Source organism: Stenotrophomonas lactitubi (assembly GCF_002803515.1).
Lineage (GTDB): Bacteria > Pseudomonadota > Gammaproteobacteria > Xanthomonadales > Xanthomonadaceae > Stenotrophomonas > Stenotrophomonas lactitubi.
This window is the reverse complement of record NZ_PHQX01000001.1, coordinates 2,859,311-2,883,444: the sequence shown is the minus strand read 5'-3', so window position 1 is coordinate 2,883,444 and position 24,134 is coordinate 2,859,311. Positions and strand designations below refer to the sequence as shown.

23 protein-coding genes are annotated in these 24,134 nt (G+C 66.4%); 15 read left to right on the top strand and 8 right to left on the bottom strand.

The window, feature by feature from the left end; translation table 11 throughout:
• Window positions 1-171: 171 nt before the first annotated feature.
• On the bottom strand, window positions 172-396 hold the full coding sequence (locus CR156_RS13555; RefSeq protein WP_089236433.1) for a YbdD/YjiX family protein: 225 nt from the start codon (window positions 394-396) through the stop codon (window positions 172-174).
• Window positions 396-2,477 (bottom strand): carbon starvation CstA family protein, encoded by a 2,082-nt coding sequence (locus tag CR156_RS13550; protein ID WP_100553209.1) that lies wholly within the window; start codon window positions 2,475-2,477, stop codon window positions 396-398. The genes CR156_RS13555 and CR156_RS13550 overlap by 1 nt, the downstream gene beginning before the upstream one ends.
• Before the next feature lie 269 nt (window positions 2,478-2,746).
• On the opposite strand from CR156_RS13550, the gene CR156_RS13540 reads away from it, so the two are divergent.
• Entirely contained in the window at window positions 2,747-3,598 is an 852-nt protein-coding gene (locus CR156_RS13540) for a pirin family protein (protein ID WP_100553207.1), read from the top strand.
• 84 nt (window positions 3,599-3,682) lie between these two features.
• Here CR156_RS13540 and CR156_RS13535 read toward each other — a convergent pair whose 3' ends face one another.
• The 4 genes from CR156_RS13535 to CR156_RS13520 form a co-directional block, all read right to left on the bottom strand.
• The gene (locus CR156_RS13535) at window positions 3,683-4,141 is read right to left on the bottom strand and encodes a hypothetical protein (protein ID WP_100553206.1); all 459 of its coding nucleotides are present in this window, start codon (window positions 4,139-4,141) and stop codon (window positions 3,683-3,685) included.
• A gap of 196 nt (window positions 4,142-4,337) precedes the next feature.
• Entirely contained in the window at window positions 4,338-5,057 is a 720-nt protein-coding gene (gene aqpZ / locus CR156_RS13530; RefSeq protein ID WP_089236428.1) for an aquaporin Z, read from the bottom strand.
• A 121-nt stretch (window positions 5,058-5,178) separates the two neighbouring features.
• Window positions 5,179-6,042: a pirin family protein gene (locus CR156_RS13525; protein ID WP_100554174.1), complete on the bottom strand. Its 864-nt coding sequence runs from the start codon at window positions 6,040-6,042 to the stop codon at window positions 5,179-5,181.
• Window positions 6,043-6,665: 623 nt separating this feature from the next.
• Window positions 6,666-8,729, bottom strand: coding sequence for a 3-hydroxyacyl-CoA dehydrogenase NAD-binding domain-containing protein (locus tag CR156_RS13520; protein ID WP_100553205.1), 2,064 nt, complete (start codon window positions 8,727-8,729; stop codon window positions 6,666-6,668).
• Window positions 8,730-8,964: 235 nt separating this feature from the next.
• Between CR156_RS13520 and rpoE the strand changes: the two genes are divergently transcribed.
• From rpoE to recO, 9 genes are all read left to right on the top strand, one after another.
• Window positions 8,965-9,585, top strand: a complete 621-nt coding sequence (rpoE, locus tag CR156_RS13515) for an RNA polymerase sigma factor RpoE (protein WP_025877103.1) — start codon at window positions 8,965-8,967, stop codon at window positions 9,583-9,585.
• On the top strand, window positions 9,582-10,457 hold the full coding sequence (locus CR156_RS13510; protein WP_100553204.1) for a sigma-E factor negative regulatory protein: 876 nt from the start codon (window positions 9,582-9,584) through the stop codon (window positions 10,455-10,457). Before rpoE ends, CR156_RS13510 begins: the two co-directional genes overlap by 4 nt.
• Before the next feature lie 76 nt (window positions 10,458-10,533).
• Window positions 10,534-12,072, top strand: a complete 1,539-nt coding sequence (locus tag CR156_RS13505; protein ID WP_100553203.1) for a DegQ family serine endoprotease — start codon at window positions 10,534-10,536, stop codon at window positions 12,070-12,072.
• 185 nt (window positions 12,073-12,257) lie between these two features.
• Window positions 12,258-14,051, top strand: coding sequence for a translation elongation factor 4 (gene lepA, locus CR156_RS13500; protein WP_165781022.1), 1,794 nt, complete (start codon window positions 12,258-12,260; stop codon window positions 14,049-14,051).
• A gap of 54 nt (window positions 14,052-14,105) precedes the next feature.
• Complete coding sequence (lepB, locus tag CR156_RS13495; protein ID WP_025877111.1) at window positions 14,106-14,900, top strand: signal peptidase I; 795 nt, start codon at window positions 14,106-14,108, stop codon at window positions 14,898-14,900.
• A gap of 34 nt (window positions 14,901-14,934) precedes the next feature.
• Window positions 14,935-15,318 (top strand): DUF4845 domain-containing protein, encoded by a 384-nt coding sequence (locus tag CR156_RS13490; RefSeq protein ID WP_100553201.1) that lies wholly within the window; start codon window positions 14,935-14,937, stop codon window positions 15,316-15,318.
• Window positions 15,308-15,988: a ribonuclease III gene (rnc, locus tag CR156_RS13485; RefSeq protein ID WP_032977092.1), complete on the top strand. Its 681-nt coding sequence runs from the start codon at window positions 15,308-15,310 to the stop codon at window positions 15,986-15,988. The genes CR156_RS13490 and rnc overlap by 11 nt, the downstream gene beginning before the upstream one ends.
• Window positions 15,985-16,881, top strand: coding sequence for a GTPase Era (era, locus tag CR156_RS13480; RefSeq protein ID WP_025877117.1), 897 nt, complete (start codon window positions 15,985-15,987; stop codon window positions 16,879-16,881). The genes rnc and era overlap by 4 nt, the downstream gene beginning before the upstream one ends.
• Before the next feature lie 18 nt (window positions 16,882-16,899).
• Window positions 16,900-17,619, top strand: coding sequence for a DNA repair protein RecO (gene recO / locus CR156_RS13475; RefSeq protein WP_100553200.1), 720 nt, complete (start codon window positions 16,900-16,902; stop codon window positions 17,617-17,619).
• A 549-nt stretch (window positions 17,620-18,168) separates the two neighbouring features.
• On the opposite strand, the gene CR156_RS13470 is transcribed toward recO, so the two are convergent.
• A complete protein-coding gene (locus tag CR156_RS13470) occupies window positions 18,169-18,891 on the bottom strand; it encodes an Hpt domain-containing response regulator (RefSeq protein WP_089238050.1) in 723 nt (240 codons plus the stop codon).
• Between the two features lie 128 nt (window positions 18,892-19,019).
• Between CR156_RS13470 and rlmD the strand changes: the two genes are divergently transcribed.
• Window positions 19,020-20,354: a 23S rRNA (uracil(1939)-C(5))-methyltransferase RlmD gene (gene rlmD / locus CR156_RS13465; protein ID WP_099818938.1), complete on the top strand. Its 1,335-nt coding sequence runs from the start codon at window positions 19,020-19,022 to the stop codon at window positions 20,352-20,354.
• Between the two features lie 49 nt (window positions 20,355-20,403).
• On the opposite strand, the gene CR156_RS13460 is transcribed toward rlmD, so the two are convergent.
• A complete protein-coding gene (locus CR156_RS13460; protein WP_133120088.1) occupies window positions 20,404-21,024 on the bottom strand; it encodes a hypothetical protein in 621 nt (206 codons plus the stop codon).
• A gap of 94 nt (window positions 21,025-21,118) precedes the next feature.
• Between CR156_RS13460 and CR156_RS13455 the strand changes: the two genes are divergently transcribed.
• The 4 genes from CR156_RS13455 to CR156_RS13440 all read left to right on the top strand — a co-directional run bounded on the left by CR156_RS13455 (window position 21,119) and on the right by CR156_RS13440 (window position 24,128).
• Entirely contained in the window at window positions 21,119-21,604 is a 486-nt protein-coding gene (locus CR156_RS13455) for a CYTH domain-containing protein (RefSeq protein WP_100461406.1), read from the top strand.
• A gap of 92 nt (window positions 21,605-21,696) precedes the next feature.
• Window positions 21,697-22,404 carry a DsbA family oxidoreductase gene (locus tag CR156_RS13450; RefSeq protein WP_100553198.1) on the top strand — a complete coding sequence of 236 codons (708 nt, stop codon included), beginning with the start codon at window positions 21,697-21,699 and terminating at the stop codon, window positions 22,402-22,404.
• Between the two features lie 162 nt (window positions 22,405-22,566).
• Window positions 22,567-23,574: a beta-N-acetylhexosaminidase gene (gene nagZ / locus CR156_RS13445; RefSeq protein ID WP_100553197.1), complete on the top strand. Its 1,008-nt coding sequence runs from the start codon at window positions 22,567-22,569 to the stop codon at window positions 23,572-23,574.
• Window positions 23,574-24,128, top strand: coding sequence for a hypoxanthine-guanine phosphoribosyltransferase (locus CR156_RS13440; RefSeq protein ID WP_025879180.1), 555 nt, complete (start codon window positions 23,574-23,576; stop codon window positions 24,126-24,128). The genes nagZ and CR156_RS13440 overlap by 1 nt, the downstream gene beginning before the upstream one ends.
• The last annotated feature ends 6 nt before the right edge of the window (window positions 24,129-24,134 follow it).

The following is a 24,134-nucleotide window of genomic DNA, read 5'->3' as shown; positions in this document are numbered from 1 at the left end:
GCCATGGATGGCGCCATCGAGCCCCCATGGACGGGTTTACGGCGTGTCCTGCAAGCCCACACCGCCCCGCCAACCAAACAGAAACCCAGAGCCGACGCTTCGGCCGTTGCAGTTGCAGTTGCCGTCGCTTCTGCGGGCGCCGGGCTGCAAGCCCGGCACCCACTTCACACTTCAACAGCAGCGACCACCGTTGCGGCCGCCATACCGCGCTTCCTGCCGCTCGCGGAAGAACGTCTTGTAGTCCATCGGCTCGCGGTCCGGATGCTTCTCCCGCACATGCCGCACATAGTTGTCGTAGTCGGGAATGCCGCAGCACAGCCGCGCCGTCTGCACCAGGCGTCGCCATAGGCGGCGATGCGCCTGGTACTGCCCCACCGGAACCAGTTGCGTACTCATTACAGGTCCACCATTTCATGCGGCTTGAGGGCCACGTACGGGGTCTCGCGGTCGCTGCGCTGCGGATTGCGGCGCGCCGCCACGATCGTCTTGATCGAATACACCAGCACCGACGCCACCACCAGCAGGAACAGCGCAGTCAAGCCGGTGTTGACATAGGCGTTGACCACGATCTGCTGCATCTGTGCGACCGACTTTGCCGGTGCGGTGATGGTGCCGCTGGCCAGGGCGTCCTGGAACTTGTGTGCCTGGGCCAGGAAGCCCTGCGCCGGATTGCTGTCGAAGATCTTGATGAAGCCGGCGTAGGTGGTGCAGATCAGCAGCCACACCGCAGGCACCGCAGTGACCCACGCGTAGCGGTCGCGCTTCATCTTGAACAGCACCACCGTACCCAGCATCAGCGCGATGCCCGCCAGCATCTGGTTGGAGATGCCGAACAACGGCCACAACGTCTGGATGCCGCCGAACGGATCGACCACGCCGGTGTACAGCAGGTAGCCCCACAGCGCCACGCAGCCGGCCGTACCGATGATGTTGGCGGTCCACGATTCGGTCTTCTTCAGTGCAGGAATGAAGTTGCCGAGCAGGTCCTGCAGCATGAAGCGACCGGCACGGGTGCCCGCATCCACAGCGGTGAGGATGAACAGTGCTTCGAACAGAATGGCGAAGTGGTACCAGAACGCCATCATCGCGTCGCTGCTGCTGGGGATCGCCTCATGCAGGATCTGCGCGATGCCCACCGCCAGGGTGGGCGCACCACCGGCACGGTGCAGGATGGTCGGCTCACCGATCGCTGCGGCCGTGGCCGTCAGCTGTTCGGGAGTGATGGTGAAGCCCCAGGTATTGGTGATGTAGTGCGCGGCGGACGCTGCATCGGCACCGATCACGGCTGCCGGGCTGTTCATCGCGAAGTAGATGCCCGGATCGATGATCGAAGCGGCCACCAGTGCCATCACGGCCACGAACGATTCCATCAACATGCCGCCGTAGCCGATGTAGCGCATGTGCGCTTCATTGGCCAACAGCTTCGGTGTGGTACCCGAAGAAATCAGTGCATGGAAGCCCGACACCGCGCCGCAGGCGATGGTGATGAACAGGAACGGGAACATGCCGCCCTTCCACACCGGGCCGTCGCCGCTGGCAGCGAACTGGGTCAGTGCCGGCATCTTCAGTTCCGGCATCACCACCAGGATGCCGATGGCCAGCGCGATGATCGTGCCGATCTTCAGGAAGGTCGACAGGTAGTCGCGGGGTGCCAGCAGCAGCCACACCGGCAGCACCGAGGCGACGAAACCGTAGCCGATCAGCATCCAGGTGATCTGGGTGCCGGTGAAGGTGAAGGCCGGGCCCCAGGTCGGGTCTGCTGCCACCTTGCCGCCGAACCAGATCGCGGCGAGCAGCAGCACCAGGCCCACCACCGAGATCTCACCGATCTTGCCTGGCCGGATGTAGCGCATGTAGACGCCCATCAGGATCGCGATGGGCATCGTGGCGATCACCGTGAACATGCCCCACGGGCTTTCCGCCAGCGCCTTGACCACCACCATCGCCAGCACGGCCAGGATGATGATCATGATCAGGAAGGCACCGAACAACGCGATGGTGCCGGGCACCTGGCCCATTTCCTCGCGCACCAGGTCACCCAGTGAGCGGCCGTTGCGGCGGCTGGACAGGAACAGGACCATGAAGTCCTGCACAGCGCCGGCCAGCACCACGCCGACCACCAGCCACAGCAGGCCGGGCAGGTAGCCCATTTGTGCGGCCAGCACCGGGCCGACCAGCGGGCCGGCACCGGCAATGGCGGCAAAGTGGTGGCCGAACAGCACGTGCTTGTTGGTCGGCACGTAATCCAGGCCATCGTTGTTGATCACCGCCGGGGTGGCCCGGGTCGGATCGAGCTGCATCACCTTGTCAGCGATGAACAGGCTGTAGAAGCGATAGGCGACCAGGTACAGCGATACCGCCGCCACCACGATCCACAACGCGTTGATGTGCTCACCGCGCCGCAGCGCCACCGTACCCAGGCAGAACGCGCCGAGCAGGGCGAGGGCCGCCCAGCCTATTTTGGAAAAACCTTTCATGAGGTGCTCTCTCCCGGAAAGACAGGCAAAGAGTCCCGCGTGCCCCTGGCAGGGTCAATGTGCACGGGACCATTCTGCGGTAGTACTTTGGTCGTACATGGGGGTGGCAGGTGGCGATGTTCCCTCGCTGCCCACAACGCAGGCGGTGCCGGCGTGCGGACATGACATGCGGCGAACACCAGGGATGGAACAATCGGTTGCGACGGCATCCATTGGCGTTGCGCGCCGCAGCGTCCATTTTTACTGGCATCCATCCAACAGGAGTCACCATGAGCCTTCCCGAGCCGGTCCGCGTCCTGCGCACCATCCGTGGCATGCCCACCTCCGACGGTGCCGGTGTTCGCCTGACCCGGGTCATCGGCGGTCCGTCGCTGCCCGACCTCGATCCGTTCCTGCTGCTCGATGAGTTCGGCACCGATCGTGCCGAGGACTACATCGCCGGTTTCCCCGAGCATCCGCATCGTGGTTTCGAGACAGTCACCTACATGCTCGATGGCCGCATGCGGCATCGCGACAATCACGGCAACGAAGGCCTGCTGACCCCGGGCAGCGTGCAGTGGATGACCGCCGGCCGTGGCCTGGTGCATTCGGAGATGCCCGAGCAGGAAAGCGGGCAGATGCGCGGCTTCCAGTTGTGGGTGAACCTGCCGGCGCGCGACAAGATGACCGCGCCGAAGTACCAGGAATTCGCTCCCGAAAAGATTCCGGTGGTGCGGCCGGCCGAAGGCGTGCAGGTCAAGGTGATCGCCGGCACGGTCGAGGGCACGGCGGGCCCGATCGCGCAGCCCGCCACCGATCCGCTGTATCTGGATATCGAACTGGCCGCCGACCGCGCCTGGACCTATGCGCTGCCGGAAGGCCACAACGCGTTCGTCTACGTGTTCGAAGGCGGGCTGACGGTGGGCGAGCAGGATGCAGCGCGCGACGTGGCGCGGCAGGAACTGGCGGTGCTGGGCGGCGGCGAGCAGCTGCATCTTTCGGCAGGTAGCGACGGTGCGCGGTTGATCCTGGTGGCGGGTCGCCCGCTGCGCGAGCCGGTGATGCGCCACGGCCCGTTCGTGATGAACACCCGCGAAGAACTGATGCAGGCCTTCGTTGATTTCCAGGAAGGCAGATTCTGACGGGCAGCGCCGGGCCACGCCCGGCGGATGCCCGGTGTGCCGGATCCTGCGGGGACGCTGCAATGCAGTCATCCCCGCAGCCTCTCAGCGGCCGTCGGCCACGGCAGAGGGCGTCAGGTTCATGCCCTGCGCAAGCTGCTGCAGTGTGCCCAGTTCCTGGGAGCTGTCGGGATACAGCGCGATCTGCGCGTAGCGACCCTTGTCCAGCTTGACCACGCTGATGCGGCGTTCGGCATAACCCGGTGGCTGCTGGCCACCCAGATCCGGCTGGTACCAGTACATCGATTCACCGGCAAAGCTGCCCTTTTCCTGGCGCAGCGAGCGGGTCAGGGGAATGCCCGGATCGCGCTGGCTGAGCATCAGGCTCAGCACTTCGCGACCGTCGCCGGTGGCCGCACGGCAGATCAGGAAACCGGACTGTACCTGCTGCTGCCATTGCAGGCCGCTGCTGGCGGGCAACGAAGGGCATTCGACCGGGGCCTGCGCGCAGGCAGACGCCGCAACGAACAGCAGGCTCGACAAAACAACAGGCGCGAACTTCATGCATCCCCCAAGGTGGCGTGTCGTTGGCACCGCCGGTGTCACCGGCGGCCGAGGCATTCCATCCCCGGATGCCGTCCTGCCCGGCGAAAGCACGGGCGGATGACCAGACCTTAACGGAACGTGAGCGATCGCACAAATCGCGGTTACATCCGTAACCATTGCGGCCGAAGGTCGGCCGCAATGGCACGGTCACGGCTCAGCGGTCGTTGCCGATCCACTTGTAGATGATGCCGCCGATCGCACCGCCCAGCAGCGGGGCGACCCAGAACAGCCACAGCTGGCCGGTTGCGCCGCTGCCGGCGAAGAAGGCCACCGCCGTGGAGCGGGCCGGGTTCACCGACGTATTGGTGACCGGAATGCTGATCAGGTGGATCAGGGTCAGGGCCAGGCCGATGGCCAGCGGCGCGAAACCTGCCGGCGCCTTGCCATGGGTCGCGCCCATGATCACGATCAGGAACACTGCCGTGAGTACCACTTCGCACAGGAACGCGGCCGCCACGCTGTAGCCACCGGGCGACAGCGCACCATAGCCGTTGCTGGCGAACGCACCCGCCTGGCTGCCATCAATGGCGAAGCCGCTGGCACCGGAGGCGATCTGCAGCAGGATGAAGCCGGCCAGCAGGCCGCCGGCCACCTGGGCGATGATGTAGGGCAGCAGATCCTTGGTCGGGAAGCGGCCGCCGGCCCACAGGCCCACGCTGACCGCCGGATTGAAGTGCGCACCGGAGATATGGCCGAACGCGTAGGCGCCGGTCACCACGGTCAGGCCGAAGGCCAGCGCCACGCCGAGGAAACCGATACCCAGCGGATTGCCGTCGCCACCGAACTTGGCGGCCAGCACAGCACTGCCACAGCCACCCAGAACCAGCCAGAACGTGCCGAGGAACTCGGCGGACAAGCGTTTACCCATGCTCATGTGTTGCACTCCTTTGACGGTCGAAAGTGTGATTTATGTCACATTTCAGTGATCAGCGGGTGACTGTAGCGTCAACGCCGGGTGCAGGGATACACCCTCGGATGTGTGCAACACGCGATGCTCAATGCTCGGGCAGGGGAATGAATTCCTTGTCGTCGCCGGGAATGGTGCCGAAACGCCCGGCTTCCCAGTCGTGCTTGGCCTGCTCGATACGTTCCTTCGAACTGGAAACGAAGTTCCACCACAGATGGCGCGGGCCATCCAGCGGCTCGCCACCGAACAGCATCGCCTTCACCGGCGTCTTCGCGCGCAGGCGGCCGCGCGCCCCGGCTTCGGGAATCACCAGGTGCTGGGCCGGAATGTCCACGCCATCCAGCTGCGCTTCGCCCTCGAGGATGTACAGCGCACGCTCGCGGTGACCATCATCGATGTCGATCTCTGCATCCGGGTCGAGGTCGATCGCCACGTTGAGCGTATCGGCGAACACCTTGACCGGCGACTCCTCGCCGTAGGCGCGTCCGGCGATCACCCGCAGCCAGGCGCCGTTGCGACGCTGCTCGGGCAGGGTGGCAGCCGCATGGTGGTAGAACGCCGGTTCGATTTCCTCATGCGACTTCGGCAACGCTACCCAGGTCTGCATGCCGTGGATCGGGTTGTCATGGTCGCGGTCCAGTTGTGGCGTGCGCTCGGAATGGGCGATGCCACGGCCGGCGGTCATCCAGTTGACGTCGCCGGGGCGGATCACCTGGTCCGAACCCAGCGTGTCGCGGTGGCCGATGGCGCCCGACCACAGATAGGTGACGGTGGCCAGGCCGATATGCGGATGCGGGCGCACGTCGATGGCCGTACCGGGGTGCATGAGTGCCGGGCCCATCTGGTCGACGAACACGAACGAACCGATGCTGCGGGCCTGCAGGGTGGGCACTGCACGGCGCACTTCCAGGCCGCCGATGTCGTGTACGCGCGGGGCGATGATGGTGGTCATGCGGGCGTTCTCGCTGGCAGGGATCAAGGCGGTCAGCATCGCATGCTGTCGTGACGGTGACATTCCCCGTTCGGGTAACAGGTTGTTCCAGCCAACGGCGCAGCCCCTCGTGGCTGTTGGTTGGTCGCTGAAGGCAAAAGCAGAAGCCGCGCTTGGCCGGGCGGGTGGGTTGCGCAGGGGGCGCTGCAAGTACGTCCCTGTAAGCTCGGGCGCCGCATCCATGCGGCTCACGCCCCTGCGCAACCCACCCGCCCGACCTCTGACAGTTTCCGTGTGCCGTCCAGCCACGGAGAAGAAAAAAGAAAATCAAAATCAAACGCTGGTCGCTTCGCTCGCATCCACGCATGGCGTGGATCAAGCGTGTCGACCAAGGTCGACGTCTACCATCAATCGCAGTTCACGAACCGTCACCGGGAAACTGTCAGGGGTGGGGCGGTGTGGGTTGGCAGGACCGTTGGCGCCATGGATGGCGCCATCGAGCCCCCATGGATGGGTTTACGGCGTGTCCTGCCAACCCACACCGCCCCGCCCAACAAACAGAAAAGCCAGAGCCGCTTCGGCCCTGGCTTTTGCTGTAGCTGTTGTTGTTGCCTCTGCGGGTGCCGGGCCGCAGGCCCGGCCGATCAAACCACCGGTTCGCGCAGGAGCGGGTTGTTCCAGCCTGGGCGCGGTGCGAAACGGTCGCCGTGACGCTGCTGCAACGCCTTCAGGCGTTCCACCAGTGCATCGGCACCGACTGCACGGATGTGCTGGATCGGACCGCCGCGGAACGGTGCGAAACCGGTACCGAAGATCACGCCCGCATCCAGCAGGTCCGCGTCGGCGACCACGCCCTCGTGCAGGCACGCGACTGCCTCGTTCAACAGCGGCAGGATCAAGCGATCTTCCAGATCGGCAGGCGCCTGATAGTCGCGCGCCACGTCCGGCTTCTTGGCCCGGCCGTTTTCCCACGTGTAGATGCCCTGGCCATCCTTCTTGCCGCGCTTGTCCGGTTCCACCGTCTGCAGCGCCGCCGGAATCTGCAGGCCCAGGAACGGTGCCAGTTCCTTGCCCACGCCAGCGGCCACGTCCAGGCCCACGGTGTCGATCAGTTCGATCGGGCCCATCGGCATGCCGAACTTCACCGCCGCCTTGTCGATCACCGGCCCCGGAATGCCTTCGGCATACGCGGTAGCGGCTTCCAGCATGTACGGGAACAGCACGCGGTTGACCAGGAAGCCGGGGGTGCCGGCCACCGGCACCGGGAACTTGCCCAGCGCCTTGCAGAAGGCGGCCAGGCGACGCTCGGTCTCAGCGGCCATGCCGTCGTGATGGATGATCTCCACCAGCGGCATCTGTGCCACCGGGTTGAAGTAATGCAGGCCGGCGAACTGCGCCGGACGCTGGATGTGATCGCGCAGTTCCACCAGCGGAATCGACGAAGTGTTGGTGGTCAGCAACGCGTCGAGCTTCATCTTCGGCTCCAGCGTCTGGTACAGCGCACGCTTGGCTTCCGGGTTCTCGATGATCGCCTCGATCACCAGATCGGCCTGCGCCACGCCGTTGCCTTCCAGGTCCGCACGCAGGCGCGCGGCTACGGCCGGGCGCTTGCTCTCGTCGCGCACCTTCTTGGCAAACAGTGCCTGCGCGCGTTCCATGGCAGGGTCGATGAAGCGCTGCTCGCGGTCCTGCAGGGTCACGTCGAAGCCCTTGTAGGCCGCCCACGCTGCGATGTCACCGCCCATCACGCCGGCACCGACCACGTGCACGTGGCGGATGCCGGAATCACCACCACCCAGGCCCTTCAGGCGTTCGGTGAGGAAGAAGATGCGGATCAGGTTGCGTGCGGTCGGCGTGCTGGCCAGCTTCACCACCGCGCGTCGTTCGGCGTCCAGGCGTGCCTGCACCGGCTTGCCGCCGCTGCGCTGCCAGGTGCTGATCAACGCATACGGCGCCGGGTACTGGTCCTTCTTCGCCTTGCGCGCAACCTGCTTGACCATCTGCGGCGCCAGCAGCTGGCGTGCAAGCCAGGTATTGGTCGCCCACGCCGTCGCGCGCTGCTTGAACGGGCGGGTGGTGCCGGACAAGGCCAGCGCCACGGCAGTGTCGAGTACTACGGCCGGTGCCACCACCTTGTCGACCAGGCCGATGCCGCGTGCGGCCGAGGCCGACAGCGTGCGTCCGGTCAGCATCATGTCCATCGCAGCGGGCGCGCCCACCAGCTGCGGCAGGCGCGCGCTGCCACCCCAGCCCGGGAAGATGCCCAGCTGGGTTTCCGGCAGCCCGATGCGGGTGGAGCTGTCATTGGACGCGACGCGGTAGCGGCAGGCCAGGGCCAGCTCGGTGCCGCCGCCCAGGCAATGGCCATGGATGGCGGCCACGGTCGGGCAGGGCAGTTCGGCCAGCTTCTGGTAGGTCGACTGGCCACGGCGGATGGCATCGTTGACGGTGCCGCGGCGATCGAATTCCTGGAATTCCTTCAGGTCGGCGCCGGCGATGAAGCCTGCCTTCTTGATCGACTGGATCACCACGCCCTTGGGCGGGTCCATGGCGATGCGCTCAAGCAGATCGCCCAGCTCCAGCAGGACATCCTGCGACATTGCGTTGACACTGCTGTCCTGACGATCAAGGGAGAGGACCACCACGCCATCGTCGCGGATCTCGGGGTGCCAGTGGCTGAAGCGGAGACCATCGAAGCTTGAGAGCATGGACGTTCCATCCGGTTGTGTATGGAGAAGGGGGCTATGATCCAGAGGTTGTTTCCCCCGCGTCAAATCCCAATAGCAGGGGTGTGGCGCCCCGGATCGCAGGCCTTGGACCGGAACGTTAACGGAACGGTGGTTAAAAGCTGGTGCGGCGCCAGGTGATCGGCGACTGAACTTTTCCCGGGATTGGCAGTCTCATTGCCCGACGTCGGTTGGGCTGACAGGAGTGCGGCCCCTCATGGCCGATGTTGATACACCACAGGAGCTGGATCTGGAACTGGTCCGGCGCGTGCAGCACGGCGAGAGTGCCGCCTTCGATGTCCTGGTGCGCAAGTACCAGCATCGGGTCGTGGCCCTGGTCGGTCGCTACATCGCCGACTGGAGTGAATGTCAGGACGTGGCCCAGGACACTTTCATCCGTGCTTACCGTGCGATTGGAAGCTTCCGTGGCGACGCCCAGTTCTCAACCTGGTTGCATCGGATCGCCGTGAATACCGCCAAAAATCATCTGGCTTCGCACAATCGCCGCCCGCCGACCGATGACATCGACATCGGTGACGCCGAGCAGTTCGACAGCGGAACACGCCTGCGCGACACCGACACGCCCGAGCGCGAGTTGATGCGCCAGGAACTGGAACAGACGGTGATGAAGGCCGTCAATGCGCTGCCGGAAGAACTCCGGTCAGCGATCACCCTGCGCGAGGTGGAAGGCCTGAGCTACGAGGAAATCGCGCAGAAGATGGGGTGCCCGATCGGCACCGTGCGTTCACGGATCTTCCGGGCGCGCGAGGCGATCGACACCGAACTCCGGCCGCTGTTGGACATCGGCAGCGCCACCCGCGAGAAGAGCCGTATATGACCCGCATTCCGAACAACGAATCGCACAACCACCAGTCTCCCGCCGGGCAACGCCTGGACGAACGCCATCGCCAGCAGTTGTCGGCGCTGGTCGACGGTGAGCTGGGGGCAGACGAGGCGCGCTTCCTGGTGCGCCGCATGGAACATGATCCGGAACTGGCTGGCTGCCAGGAACGCTGGCAGCTGCTGGGTGACGTCATGCGTGGGCAGGCGTCACTGCTGGCACCGGCCGGTTTCAGTGCCGCCGTGGCTGCCGCCATCGCCGCCGAGCCTACGCCGCAGGCCGAGCCGAAGCGTCAGGCCCGCCGCAGTGGTTGGCGTGCCTGGGGTGGCGGCGCACTGGCGGCTTCGGTTGCCGCCGTGGCGCTGTTCGTAGGGCGCGAAAAGCTGCAGGAGGCGCCGCCCGTCGATGTCTCCGCACCGCAGGTGATCGCCAGCCAGGCGCAGTTGCCGCCGGCATCCGGGCAGCCTGCGGCTGTCACCGAGGCGTCGGTGGACACTGCCGCGATGGCCGTGGCCAGCGTGCCGGCGGTGGCCATGGCAGCGGCCAGCCGTCGCCAGGACGCGCGCCGCGCCAGCGCCACCCGCAGCCAGCAGGCCGCACGCGTGGCCCAGCGCGATGACGCACCGCTGCGCGCGGTCGCCAGCCAGGCGCCGCTGACCCCGACCGTGCCCGCCAGTAGCGCGCGCAACCTGCCATTTGGCGAGGTCGGCAGCTTGCAGGCACGGCCGTGGCCGCGTTCCAGCCTGGCGCCCGCCGCCGGTGGCGCTCTCAATGCCAGCTTCCCGGCCCATGCCGGTGGCGCCGCGTTCTATCCATTCGAGCCACGCCTGCAGGACGACCTGCCGGCGTCGCAGCGCCCGCGCGACTGAGCCGGGTGCCGTCCCACGCCCCGCCGTCGGCGGGGCGCTTCTTTCCCTTTCCATCCGACCCGGAGGTTGCCGTCCGATGACTCCCCGACTGCGCACACATGCCATTGGCCTGTTCGCCCTGACCCTGCCGCTGGTGGCCTGCGCCCAACCGGCGGCGCCTGCCGCCCAGCCGCAGGCCGCAGCCGCTGCTGCGGCGCCCCGCGCACCGGCGCAACCGTTGGTCAGCGGTCTGCCTGATTTCACCAATCTGGTGGAACAGGTCGGCCCCGGTGTGGTCAACGTCGACACCACCATCGTCCGCAGCAACCGCCAGGCACGGGGCGGCATGGGCCCGGGTGATGACGAGATGCCCGAGTTCTTCCGCCGCTTCTTCGGCCCGGATTTCCCGATGCCGGGGCAGGGGCCCGGTGGCCAGGACGGTGGACCCAGCATCAAGGGCCGCGGCATGGGCTCGGGCTTCATCATTTCGCCTGACGGCTACGTGCTGACCAATTACCACGTGGTCGCCGACGCCAGTGAAGTGAAGGTCAAGCTCGGCGATCGTCGCGAGTTCACCGCCAAGGTGGTCGGCAGCGACCAGCAGTACGACGTGGCCCTGCTGAAGATCGACGGCAAGAACCTGCCGACCGTGCGCGTGGGTGATTCCAACAGCCTGAAGCCCGGTCAGTGGGTTGTCGCGATCGGCTCGCCGTTCGGGCTGGACCACTCGGTTACCGCCGGCGTGGTCAGTGCCCTCGGCCGCAACACCGGTGGGCCGGACCAGCGCTATGTGCCGTTCATCCAGACCGACGTGGCGATCAACCAGGGCAATTCCGGCGGCCCGCTGCTGAACACCCGCGGTGAAGTGGTCGGCATCAATTCGCAGATCTTCTCGGCCTCGGGTGGCTACATGGGTATCAGCTTCGCGATCCCGATCGACCTGGCGATGAGCGCGGTCGAGCAGATCAAGAAGACCGGCAAGGTCACCCGTGGCCAGCTCGGCGCGGTGGTCCAGGAAATCGACGGCCTGAAGGCACAGGCGATGGGCCTGCCCGACAGCCGCGGCGCGCTGGTCAACCAGATCGTGCCGGACAGCGCTGCGGCCAAGGCCGGGGTCAAGATCGGAGACGTCATCCGCACGGTGAACGGTGCGCCGGTCAACAGCTGGTCTGACCTGCCGCCGCTGATCGGTGCGATGGCGCCGGGCAGCCGCGTCACCCTGGGCGTGATCCGCGACGGCAAGCCGCGTGACCTGAGCGCGACCCTGACCGCTTTGGCCGAGGATGCGCAGGGCAATGCCCGCAGCCTGTCCGCAGGCAATGACACGGCCGCTCCGCAGACCGGTGCCAATGCCCTGCTGGGGCTGGAGGTTGCCGATCTGACCGCGCCGCAGCGCAAGCAGCTGGGTCTTGAGGCGGGCGAAGGTGTCCGCATCACCGCAGTGAAGGGCGAAGGCGCCCGTGATGCCGGCCTGTCCGGCGGCATGGTGATCCTGCAGGTGGCAAGCACCCCGGTCGGCAGCGTGGAAAGCCTGAACCGTGCACTGTCCGGGTACAAGAAGGGCGACGTGGTCATGCTGCTGGTCCGTACCGGCAGCGGCAACAGCGCCTTTGTGGCGGTCAAGGCCGGCCCGTAACAACGGATGGCCGCCTTCATGGCGGCCCTTGTGGTATCCCCGAAGCCCCGCCCCGGCGGGGCTTCGGCCATTCCGGGGGCGGTCCGGCCAGGCCAACCACGCGGCCACCCTCCGGGCGTGCGATAATCGACCGTTACCCTGACGACGCCGCGCGCCGCCGCCACCTCTCTATGTCCTCTGATTCGATGCGGAACATCCGCAACTTCTCCATCATCGCCCACGTCGACCACGGCAAGTCCACGCTGGCCGACCGCATCATCCAGCTCTGTGGCGGCCTCCAGGCCCGCGAGATGGAAGCGCAGGTGCTCGACTCCAACCCGATCGAGCGCGAGCGTGGCATCACGATCAAGGCGCAGTCGGTGTCGCTGCCGTACGTGGCGAAGGACGGCCAGACCTACCATCTGAACTTCATCGACACCCCCGGCCACGTCGACTTCTCCTATGAAGTCAGCCGCTCGCTGGCCGCCTGCGAGGGCGCGCTGCTGGTGGTCGATGCAGCGCAGGGTGTGGAGGCGCAGTCGGTGGCCAACTGCTACACCGCGGTGGAGCAGGGGCTGGAAGTGGTGCCGGTGATCAACAAGATCGACCTGCCCACCGCCGATATCGAGCGTGCCAAGGCCGAGATCGAGGCCGTGATCGGCATCGATGCCAGCGACGCAGTCCCGGTCAGTGCCAAGACCGGCCTGAACGTGGTCGACGTGCTGGAAGCGATCGTGCATCGCATTCCGGCGCCGGTGCCGCGTGATACCGACAAGCTGCAGGCGCTGATCATCGACTCGTGGTTCGACAACTACCTGGGCGTGGTCTCGCTGGTGCGCGTGATGCAGGGCGAGATCAAGGCCGGCGACAAGCTGCAGGTGATGTCCACCGGCCGCAACCACCAGGTCGACAACGTCGGTGTGTTCACCCCGAAGCGCAAGGTGCTGCCGGCACTGCGTGCGGGCGAAGTGGGCTGGGTCACTGCCAGCATCAAGGACGTGCATGGCGCACCCGTCGGTGACACCCTCACCCTCGCTGCCGATCCGGCGCCGAAGCCGCTGCCGGGCTTCCAGGAAATGCAGCCGCGCGTGTTCGCCGGCCTGTTCCCGGTCGATGCCGAGGATTACCCTGACCTGCGCGAAGCGCTGGACAAGCTGCGCCTGAATGATGCCGCGCTGCGCTTCGAGCCGGAAAGCTCCGAAGCGATGGGCTTCGGTTTCCGCTGCGGCTTCCTCGGCATGCTGCACATGGAAATCGTGCAGGAACGCCTGGAACGCGAATACAACCTGGACCTGATCAGCACCGCGCCGACGGTGGTGTATGAAGTCCTGAAGACCGACGGCACGATCATCAACATGGACAACCCGGCCAAGCTGCCGCCGTTGAACCATGTGCAGGAGATCCGCGAGCCGATCATCCGCGCCAACGTGCTCACCCCCGAGGAGTACATCGGCAACATCATCAAGCTGTGCGAAGAAAAGCGCGGCAGCCAGATCGGCATCAACTACCTGGGCAGCCAGGTGCAGATCAGCTACGAGCTGCCGATGGCCGAAGTGGTGCTGGACTTCTTCGACAAGCTGAAGTCGGTCAGCCGTGGCTATGCCTCGCTGGACTACCACTTCGTGCGTTTCGATGCCGGCCCGTTCGTGCGCGTGGACGTGCTGATCAATGGTGACAAGGTCGATGCGCTTTCGCTGATCGTGCACCGCAGCCATGCCGATCGTCGTGGTCGCGAGCTGTGCGAGAAGATGAAGGACCTGATCCCGCGCCAGCAGTTCGACGTCGCCATCCAGGCCGCCGTCGGCTCGCAGATCATCTCGCGCACCACGGTCAAGGCCATGCGCAAGAACGTTCTGGCCAAGTGCTATGGTGGCGACGTTTCGCGCAAGAAGAAGCTTCTGGAAAAGCAGAAGGAAGGCAAGAAGCGCATGAAGCAGGTCGGCCGCGTGGAAATTCCGCAGGAAGCCTTCCTGGCCGTGCTGCAGATGGACAACAAATAAGCCCCGAAACCGGCCTTCGGGCCGATCGTCCGGTGACGTTGCAAAGGACCCTGAATGAAACTGTTTGAGATCCTCCTGGTCGTGCTGACCCTGGCCTCCGGCCTGATCCTGCTGGCCGACAAGCTGTACCTGGCCAAGCGTCGCGCCCAGCGCGCCGGCCTGCTCGACACCGAGCCGGTGCTGGTGGACTACTCGCGTGCGTTCTTCCCGGTGCTGGCGATCGTGCTGATCGTGCGCAGCTTCATCGCCGAGCCGTACAAGATCCCGTCCAGCTCGATGATGCCGAACCTGCTGATCGGCGATTTCATCCTGGTCAACAAGTTCTCCTATGGCCTGCGCCTGCCGATCACCAATACCCGCTTCGTGCCGGTCGGCGATCCGGCCCGCGGTGACGTGGTGGTGTTCCACTTCCCCGGCCATGGCGACAACGACCCGGCCAAGGGCGAGAACTTCATCAAGCGCGTGATCGGCGTGCCGGGTGACACCGTGGTGTTCGAAGGCGACGGCGTGATCCTCAACGGCGAGCCGCTGAAGTACGACAACAAGGGCATCTACGCCGGCCACAAGGGCCAGGGCGAGGGCGCCAACCTGCTGGTCGAGCACCTGCCGGGCCGCACCCACACCGTGCTGGAGACCGACTATCCGCGTGGCCAGGGCCAGTGGACCGTGCCGGCTGGCAAGTACCTGGTGATGGGCGACAATCGTGACAACAGCGACGACGGCCGTTTCTGGGGCCTGCTGCCGGAAGAGAACCTGCGTGGCAAGGCATTCCTGATCTGGCTGAACTGCCAGGGCTGGTTCTGCAAGGACGGCTTCGAACCGTCGCGGATCGGCTCGAGCATCAACTGACTTCACATCCACTCGCGTATCTGGGGAGAACGCAATGAAGACGATGAACACGCAGCGCGGGATGACCCTGACTTCGTTCCTGGTAGTCCTGATCGTGGTTGGCTTCTTCCTCTACGTCGGCATGAAGCTGTTCCCGATGTACCAGGAGTATTACGCGGTGCGCTCGGCGATGAAGAGCCTGGCCAAGGAACCCGGTATCGGCAGCATGGCGCCGGCCAACATCCAGGACCTGTTCTTCAAGCGGCTGTACATCAACTACTCGGACAATGTGAAGCCGGCCAACGTCAAGTTCGACCGTCGCGACAATGGCTGGACCCTCAAGGTCAACTACGAAGTGCGCCGCCCGCTGGTCGGCAACCTGGACGTGGTTGGCAAATTCGATTCTTCCCAGGACCTGACCCGTAGCGGTGCCGAATAAATCTTTCCAACGTGAAGACCTGATCGGTCATGCCTTCCGCGATCCAGACCTGCTCAAGCAGGCGCTGACCCATCGCAGTGCCGGCGCGCCGCATAACGAGCGGCTGGAATTCCTTGGCGACAGCATCGTCAACATGATGGTCGCCGAGGCGTTGTACCTGCGCTGGCCCAAGGCAGACGAAGGCGCGATGACCCGCGCCCGCGCCGAGCTGGTGCGCGAGGGTGCGCTGGCGGTGATCGCGCGGACCCTGCAGCTGGGCGACCGGCTGACGATGGGGCCTGGCGAAATGAAGTCCGGCGGCCATCGCCGCGACTCGACCCTGGCCGATGCATTCGAGGCCGTGGTCGCGGCGATCTACCTGGACGTGGGCTTTGAAGCCTGCCGGGCGATGGTCCTGCCCTGGTTTGCCGCCTCGATGGAGGCGCTGCCGGCCACCGGGCGACCGGAGAAGGATCCCAAGACCCGCCTGCAGGAATGGCTGCAGGGCCGACAGAAGGCGTTGCCTCAGTACGAACTGGTGTCAGAATCCGGTGACGACCACGCCAAACACTTCCGGGTACGCTGCAACGTAGCCGACCCCGCCGCCAGCACCGAGGGCGAAGGCTCCTCGCGGCGGATCGCCGAACAACAAGCGGCTGCGGCCGTCCTTGAACAACTGGATTCCAAGTGAGCGAACAAACTCCCCATCATTGCGGCAGCGTGGCCGTCATCGGCCGCCCGAACGTGGGCAAATCGACCCTGACCAATGCGTTGGTCGGGGCCAAGGTCAGCATCGTGTCCAACCGGCCGCAGACCACCCGTCACCGCCTGCTGGGCATCGCCACCTACCCGGAAGGGCAGCTGGTGCTGGTCGATACACCTGGTCTGCACAAGGTGCAGAAGCGGGCGATGAACCGGGTCATGAACCGCGCCGCCCGCGGTTCGCTGGAAGGCGTCGACGCCGGCCTGCTGGTGATCGAAGCCGGACGCTGGGACGAAGAGGACAGCCTGGCCTTCAACGTGCTGCGCGACGCCGGTATCCCGGTGGTGCTGGTGGTCAACAAGATCGACCGCATGAAGGACAAGGGCGCACTGCTGCCGTTCCTGCAGGAAGTGACCGCCGGCCGTGACTTCTCGTCGGTGCATCCGATTTCGGCGCAGAAGCGCAACGGCCTGGAAGCCCTGGTCCGTGATGTGCTGGCGCTGTTGCCGGAAGCCCCGCCGATGTTCGGCGAAGACGAAATCACCGACCGCAGCCAGCGCTTCCTGGCGGGCGAACTGGTGCGTGAACAGCTGATGCGCCAGTTGGGCGAAGAGCTGCCGTACGCCACCACGGTGGAGATCGAGCGCTTCACCGAGGACGGCAACCTGCTGCGCATCGGTGCGGTGATCTGGGTCGAGCGCGAAGGCCAGAAGGCGATCGTGATCGGCAAGGGCGGCACCCGCCTGAAGGAGATCGGGGCCAAGTCCCGCCTGCAGATGGAGCGTCTGTTCGGGGCCAAGGTGTTCCTGGAAACCTGGGTGCGCGTGCGTGAGGGCTGGTCCGATGACGAGGCCGCGCTGAAGGCCTTCGGCTACGAATAAGCCGCGACGGTCGCTTCGATGCTGATCGAGGACGACACCGGCTTCGTGCTGCATGCGCGGGCCTATCGCGAGACCAGCTTGCTGGTCGAGGTATTGAGCGCCGAGCACGGCCGGATCGGCCTGCTCGCGCGCGGCGTTTCCACCGCCAAGGGCCAGGTGCTGAGAGCGGCCCTGCAGCCCCTGCAGTGGATCCGCTTCTGCGCGCTGCAGCGTGGCGAACTGGCCCAGCTGCGCGGTGCTGAAGCGCTGGATGTGGCGCCGCGCCTGCTCGGCCAGGCCATGCTGGCCGGGTTCTATTTGAGTGAACTGACCCTGCGCCTGGCGCCGCGCCAGGATCCGCTGCCGGAGTTGTACCTGGCCTACGGCGAAGCGCGTGCGCGCCTGGCCGTGGGTGCCGGCCTGGCCTGGACCCTGCGTCGTTTCGAACGCGAGCTGCTGGCGGCGCTGGGCGTGGGCTTCGATCTGGAGACCGCCAGCGATGGCCAGCCGATCGACCCGGCGGCGCGCTATGAGCTGGACCCGCAGGAAGGGCCGCAGCGCCTGCTCAGTGAGCGTGGCGGCGAGCGTCGCGCGGCGGCTACGGGTTCAGCACTGCTGGCCCTGGCAGCTGACGACGAGCCGGACGCCGCCGATCTGGCCAGCCTGCGCCTGCCGATGCGGCGGGTGCTGGCTCATCACCTTGGCGCACGCGGCCTGAAATCGTGGGAGATGCTGGAGCAGCTCGCGCCCAGGCGGTGAGGGTGGTGTGCCCGGCAGGGCTGCGCCCTGCACCTGCCGAATCAACGGCAACGTCAACGGCAAGAGCTGGCTATCCGTGGGTAGGCGGAGTGGGTCCGGTGGCAGGGGGCGCCGTAAATACGTCCCTGTAGGCTCGGTCGCCGCATCCATGCGGCTCACGCCCCTGCCACCGGACCCACCCCGCCTTCGACAATTGTCCGCGAGCTGTCGGAACAGCTTTCGGCTCTGGTAGGTGTCGACCTTGGTCGACACGGTAGATCCACGCCATGCGTGGATGCTCTTCGTTCAATTCTCGAAATATTCGATTTCGATGGAGATTCATCCACGCATGGCGTGGATCTACCGGCCACCGGGAAACTGTCGAAGGCGGGGCACTGTGGGTTTGCGGGGTGTGAGCCGCATGGATGCGGCGACCAAGCCCCCAGGGATGGGTTCACGGCGGCCCCGCAAACCCACAGTGCCCCGCCATCCCGCAGGAAGCCGCTTTGGCTGTTGCCGTTGCTCCGGCTGTTGCCTCTGCAGGTGCCGGGCGCCGCCCGGCCGAACCCCTCAGTGCAGCAGAGCCGCTACGGCGGCGCGGAACACCGCCTGTGCCTGCCCCGATTCGGGCGTGTGGTGCAGCTGCCGCACCGCGCGTGCCAGTCGCGCTGCACCCACGAACCCGCAGCTGGCCTGCAACCGGTGCAGCTGGCTGCGCAGCTGGCGCTCGTCGTGCTGGTCCACGGCCTGTTCGACCGCGTCGCGCACGCCCGGCAGTTCGGCCAGGAACAGTTCGCGCAGGGCGATCAGGTGGTTGCGCTGGCCATTGAGCGCGGCCAGAGCGGCGGTTTCATCCCAGTCCTCCAGCGCCAGCTCGACCGCCGCTGGCGGCACCGTGGAACCGGCGGGGCTGTTGACCAGCGCACGACGGACGGCCTTCAGCAGCTGGTCGCGGCCCAGTGGCTTGACCAGGGTGTCGCTGAAGCCAGCCTCGCGCAGGCGTGCGTGAATGGCGGCATCGCCGTCGGCGGTGTGCGCCAGCGCCGGGGTGTCCGGGTGCGAGCGGCGCAGCTGGTGCAACAGCTGGGCACCATTGCCATCGGGCAGGTTGACGTCGATCAGCCACAGATCGTGGGCACCAGGCTCGGCGCGCGCCAGGGCGCTGGCCAGTGAGTCGGCGGTGTCCACATCCGCTGGTAACGTTTCCAACGCCGCTTTGAAAAAACCACGGCTGATGATGTCGTCCTCGACAAGCAGGAAGCGGGGTCGACTGGCCCGCGGGGTCATCTGCATCAGGGCTGCCTCCATGTCAGCTGGGGTCAATCATCAAGCACGGCGGCGGCGGGCGCAAGCGGCCAGCGGCCCCGCCGGTCAGGATCTGCGACAATACGGCCCCACTTTTGCCCGCAGCCTGTTGCCACGTGGCCCGATCCCGCTCCCGCATCGACCGTACTCCCTTCCAGACCGAGATCCTCGACCTCAGCCATGATGGTCGCGGTGTTGCCCGCCGTGAAGGCGAGGGCGGCAAGGTCACCTTCATCAGCGGCGCCCTGCCGGGCGAAGTGGTGATGGCCGAACAGACCGCCCGCAGCCGCCACTTCGATGAGGCGCGCACGGTGCAGGTGCTGCAGGCCTCGCCGCAGCGGGTCACCCCCAAGTGCCCGCATTTCGGCACCTGCGCCGGCTGCGTGCTGCAGCACCTGGATGAAGACCAGCAGATCGTCGCCAAGCAGCGCGTGCTGATGGACAACCTGGAGCGCATCGGCCATGTGAAGCCGGGCACCGTGCTGCCGCCGCTGGTCGGCGACAGCTGGGGCTACCGCCGCAAGGGCCGGTTCTCGGTGCGCCGGGTCGAGAAGAAGGACAAGACCCTGGTCGGCTTCCGCGAGCAGGACCCGCGCTTCGTCGCGGACCTGCAGCAGTGCCTGACCGTGATTCCGGAAATCGGCACCAAGGTGGAGGTGCTGTCGACTTTCATCGAATCCCTGGACGGCAAGCGCGACATCCCGCAGATCGAGTTCATCGCCGGTGACCAGGCCGTGGTGCTGACCGTGCGCCACCTGCAGCCGCTGAGTGACGCTGATCGCGCTGCCTGGGCGGCCTTTGGCCAGCAGCAGGGCTTTGTCATCTACCTGCAGTCGGGTGGCGTGGACACCGTGCAGCCGCTGGACGGGCAGGGCGTGGCGCTGTCGTTCCGGCTGGCGCCGTGGGATGTCGAACTGGCGTTCCGTCCGCTGGATTTCATCCAGGTCAATGCCAAGCTCAACGAGAAGATGATCGCGCACGCGCTGGACCTGCTTGAGCCGGGTGCCGACGAGCGCGTGCTGGACCTGTTCTGCGGCCTGGGCAACTTCACCCTGCCGCTGGCGCGCAAGGTGCGTGAAGTGGTTGGCGTGGAGGGCGATGCCGGGCTGGTGGCGCGTGCGCGCGAGAACGCCGAGCGCAACGGACTGGCCAACGCGCAGTTCTACAGCGCCGACCTGACCCAGGACCAGCGCAGCACGCCGTGGATGCGCCAGGGCTTCGACAAGCTGCTGCTGGATCCGCCGCGTTCCGGTGCCATCGAAGTGCTGCAGCAGCTGCCGTTGAAGCAGTTCAAGCGCATCGTCTATGTCAGCTGCCATCCGGGCTCGCTGGCCCGCGATGCCGGCTACCTGGTCAACGAACAGGGCTTCACCCTGGTCAGCGCCGGTGCGATGGACATGTTCCCGCATACCGCGCACGTGGAAAGCATCGCGGTGTTCGAAAAGCGTTGATGAATGCAGCGCCGGGGTCTGCCCGGCGCCTGCTGCGGAAGCAACGCGCTCAGTCGGCCGGGGCGTTCTGCCACTGGCCGTCCACGCGCACGAAGGCCATGGACTGCTCGCCGTGCTCGTTGCCGTCGCCCGCGCGCACCGTGCATTCGATGACGGCCCTGTCGCTGGCGACGTCGCAGCTCCTCACGTCCTGCACCTGCAGGGCGCCGGCCGCCTGCTCGTAGCGTGCGCGCAGGGCGGGGTCGGCCTGCTGCTGCGCCTGTGCGGCGATCCGTTCCCGCAGCAGGGCCTGCACCCGATCCTTCGGCGGCGCCGGAACCGGGACATCGCGCTGGTCAGGCAGGGTCCACACGCCGCGCACCAGGGCCAGCCGCAGCAGCTGCGGTCGCGAATTGATGCCTGCACTGGCGGTGGCGATGCAGTCGACGGCGTCGCCGGCCTCGGCGGCTGCGCAGCTGTCCAGCGCCTGCAGGCGCGGCCGGAAGGTCTCGGCGACCAGGCGGCTGCTGTCGCTGGCGGGGCGATCGGCAATGGCCTGATCGAACATCCGGTCCATCGCGGCCTGTGCCTGTTGCAGCGATGGCATCGCCGTTGATGCGGCATTGGCGGCCACACACGGCAGCAGTGCCGACAGGGCAAGACAGCGACGAAGACGACGGGAAAGTGTCATGCGCGACCATTCCTTGGTTTGAGGGCCGCGCAGTGTAGTCGTGCCTGTCGCCGCGCCGATAGGCAGCGTCTGGCGTGAGCCGCATACTGTGCCGATGGGCATTGAAATCGAACGCAAATTCCTCGTCACCCATGATGGGTGGCGCACCGCCGCGCACCGGGTCATTCCGATGGCGCAGGGCTATATCAACGATCTGGGCGCGCTCGACCGCGGCACCCAGAACGCCTCGGTGCGGGTCCGCATCGAAGGCGAGAAGGCCGCACTGAACCTGAAGTCGCGAACGCTGGGCCATACCCGGCAGGAGTTCGACTACCCGATCCCGGTGCAGGATGCGCGCGACCTGCTGGCGCTGTGCGTCGGCGGCCTGATCGACAAGCGCCGGCATCTGGTCGAGTACGCCGGCCTGACCTGGGAAGTAGATGAGTTCCTTGGCGACAACGCCGGCCTGGTGGTTGCCGAAGTCGAGCTCGACAGCGCTGATCAAGCGATCGACCTGCCGGACTGGATCGGCGCTGAGGTGACCGACGACGCGCGCTACTACAACGTGGCGTTGGCCAATAATCCCTATTCACAGTGGTGAAGTAGAGGGGCATCTTGATCCCAGCCGTGCAGAATGCGACTTGATTCCCTCCGTCCCCTTTTTTCGGAGCGAGCAGGCCACATGTCGCAGGGATGAGAATCGACATCTACTCCGACGTGGTCTGCCCCTGGTGCTGGATCGGCAAGCATCGCTTCCAGCAGGGTGTGCAGTTGCTGGGCGCCGACGCGCCCGAACTTGAGATCCACTGGCAGCCGTTCCAGCTCGATCCGGATGCGGACGCCACCCCGGTGCCGCTGCGCGAGGCCTATGAACGCAAGTTCGGCGGTGCCGAGCGCACCGAGCAGATTCTTGGCCAGACACAGACCACTGCGCGGGCCGAAGGCCTGCCGATGGACTTCGGCCAGGGCCAGGTGCGGGTAACCACGCTGCCGGCGCATCGCCTGCTGTGGCTGGCGGGCCAGCACGGCGTGCAGGAGGCGGTCGGCGAGGCGCTGTTCCGCGCCCACTTCGAGCATGGGCGGAATCTGGCCGACCCGGCGGTGCTGGTCGAGGCCGGCGCCGCAGGTGGTCTGGGCGCAGATGAGATCCAGCAGATGCTGGCCGGCGATCGTGGCCTGGCCGAAGTGGAAGCGGGCCTGGCGCAGGCCCATGCCCTGGGTATCTCCTCGGTGCCCACCTTCGTCATCGACGGCCGCTGGGCCGTATCCGGAGCCCAGCCCCCGGAAGCCTTCGCCAACGCGCTGCGCCAGATTGCCGCCGAGCAGGCGGCGGGGCAGGGCCCGCAGGGTGCCCCGGATGACAGCGGCGACGCCTGCGGCGCGGACGGCTGCAAGGTCTGACCGGACCGCAAAAGGGGACGGAGGGGATTAAGTCGTATTCGCCACCAGTGGGTCGATTGCGCGTTAATCCCCTCCGTCCCCTTTTTTGACCACTGCGCCTGTTGGCCGGTTCTGCGACAATGCGGCACTGCGCCATGCGGGCGCCCGTTGTGGAGATCGACCATGCTGCTGATCGGCGTTGCCGGCACTGAACTGACCGCCCAGGAACGTGACTGGCTGCAGCACGATGCTGTGGCCGGGGTGGTGCTGTTCAAGCGCAACTTCGCTTCGCGTCAGCAGGTGACCGAACTGTCGGCGGCAATCCGCGCTGCCGCACCGCGCCCGCAGTTGATCTGCGTGGACCAGGAAGGGGGGCGCGTGCAGCGCTTCCGTGAGGGCTTCAGCGAGCTGCCCCCGCTGCAGGACATTGGTGTCCAGTACGCCAAGGACCCCGACGCTGCGCTGGCACTTGCCGAGCAGCACGCCTGGCTGATGGCCAGTGAAGTGCGTGCCAGCGGCGTGGACCTGAGCTTCGCGCCGGTGGTCGACCTTGGCCGTGGCAATCGCGCCATCGGCAACCGTGCCTTCAGTGAAGACCCGCAGGTCGTGGCCGCGTTCACCGCCGCCTATGTGCGTGGCATGCACGCGGTCGGCATGGCCGCCACCCTCAAGCATTTCCCCGGCCATGGCACCGTGCTGGAAGACACCCATGTGGATACCGCGATCGATCCGCGTGCGCTGGATGAACTGCGCGCACAGGATCTGGTCCCGTTCGCGGCCGGTATCGCCGCCGGCGCCGATGCAGTGATGATGGCGCACGTGATCTATCCGCAGGTCGCGCCGGAACCCGCTGGCTACTCGCCGCGCTGGATCCAGCAGATTCTGCGTGACGAGCTCGGCTTCCGCGGCGTGGTGTTCTCCGATGACATCGGCATGGCCGCCTCGCACAGCGCCGGTGGCGTGCCGGCGCGCGTGCACGCGCACCTGGATGCCGGCTGCGATGTGGTGCTGGTCTGCCACCCGGAACTGGTCGATGAAGCCCTGCACGCGGTGCAGGGACGCTCCCTCAATACCGCTGCGCTGCTGGGCCTGCTCGGCCGCGGCGCGCTTGGCTGGGATGGCCTGCTGGCCGATGCCCGCCATGGCGACACCCAATCCCGTCTGCTTCAAACCCTTGGAAGAACCGTCTGATGCCGAACCTCACCATTTCCCAGGCCCTGGCCCAAGCTGACCTGCTGGTCGACCGTCCCACCATCGACAAGGCCATTGCCGGCATCGCCGACGCCATCGCGCGCGATTACCAGGGCGAGGTGCCGCTGTTCCTGTCGATCATGCATGGTGCGCTGCCGTTCGCAGGCCAGCTGGCACTGGAACTGGGCGCGCGTGGCCAGGACGTGCAGTTCGATTACCTGCACGCCACCCGTTACCGCGGCGAGACCACCGGTGGCGACCTGGTGTGGAAGCACAAGCCGGCCACCGCGCTGTTCGGTCGCCGCGTGCTGCTGGTCGATGACATCCTCGACGAGGGTTACACCCTGCAGGGCGTGCGCACCTGGTGCCTGGAGCAGGGCGCGACCGACGTGCGCATTGCCGCGATGACCGTGAAGAAGCACGATCGCGCGCTGCCGGACGTCACCGCCGACTACGCCGGCATCGAACTGCCGGATCGCTACGTGTTCGGTTTCGGCATGGACGTCAACGAAACCCTGCGCTGCGTGCCGGCCATCTACGCGATGAAGGAATAACAACGC

Coding starts and splice junctions, on each gene's coding strand:
- CR156_RS13555 (WP_089236433.1), bottom strand. CDS start 396: ATGAGTACGCAACTGGTTCCGGTGGGGCAGTACCAGGCGCATCGCCGC.
- CR156_RS13550 (WP_100553209.1), bottom strand. CDS start 2,477: ATGAAAGGTTTTTCCAAAATAGGCTGGGCGGCCCTCGCCCTGCTCGGC.
- CR156_RS13540 (WP_100553207.1), top strand. CDS start 2,747: ATGAGCCTTCCCGAGCCGGTCCGCGTCCTGCGCACCATCCGTGGCATG.
- CR156_RS13535 (WP_100553206.1), bottom strand. CDS start 4,141: ATGAAGTTCGCGCCTGTTGTTTTGTCGAGCCTGCTGTTCGTTGCGGCG.
- aqpZ (WP_089236428.1), bottom strand. CDS start 5,057: ATGAGCATGGGTAAACGCTTGTCCGCCGAGTTCCTCGGCACGTTCTGG.
- CR156_RS13525 (WP_100554174.1), bottom strand. CDS start 6,042: ATGACCACCATCATCGCCCCGCGCGTACACGACATCGGCGGCCTGGAA.
- CR156_RS13520 (WP_100553205.1), bottom strand. CDS start 8,729: ATGCTCTCAAGCTTCGATGGTCTCCGCTTCAGCCACTGGCACCCCGAG.
- rpoE (WP_025877103.1), top strand. CDS start 8,965: ATGGCCGATGTTGATACACCACAGGAGCTGGATCTGGAACTGGTCCGG.
- CR156_RS13510 (WP_100553204.1), top strand. CDS start 9,582: ATGACCCGCATTCCGAACAACGAATCGCACAACCACCAGTCTCCCGCC.
- CR156_RS13505 (WP_100553203.1), top strand. CDS start 10,534: ATGACTCCCCGACTGCGCACACATGCCATTGGCCTGTTCGCCCTGACC.
- lepA (WP_165781022.1), top strand. CDS start 12,258: ATGCGGAACATCCGCAACTTCTCCATCATCGCCCACGTCGACCACGGC.
- lepB (WP_025877111.1), top strand. CDS start 14,106: ATGAAACTGTTTGAGATCCTCCTGGTCGTGCTGACCCTGGCCTCCGGC.
- CR156_RS13490 (WP_100553201.1), top strand. CDS start 14,935: ATGAAGACGATGAACACGCAGCGCGGGATGACCCTGACTTCGTTCCTG.
- recO (WP_100553200.1), top strand. CDS start 16,900: ATGCTGATCGAGGACGACACCGGCTTCGTGCTGCATGCGCGGGCCTAT.
- CR156_RS13470 (WP_089238050.1), bottom strand. CDS start 18,891: ATGCAGATGACCCCGCGGGCCAGTCGACCCCGCTTCCTGCTTGTCGAG.
- CR156_RS13460 (WP_133120088.1), bottom strand. CDS start 21,024: ATGACACTTTCCCGTCGTCTTCGTCGCTGTCTTGCCCTGTCGGCACTG.
- CR156_RS13455 (WP_100461406.1), top strand. CDS start 21,119: ATGGGCATTGAAATCGAACGCAAATTCCTCGTCACCCATGATGGGTGG.
- CR156_RS13450 (WP_100553198.1), top strand. CDS start 21,697: ATGAGAATCGACATCTACTCCGACGTGGTCTGCCCCTGGTGCTGGATC.
- nagZ (WP_100553197.1), top strand. CDS start 22,567: ATGCTGCTGATCGGCGTTGCCGGCACTGAACTGACCGCCCAGGAACGT.
- CR156_RS13440 (WP_025879180.1), top strand. CDS start 23,574: ATGCCGAACCTCACCATTTCCCAGGCCCTGGCCCAAGCTGACCTGCTG.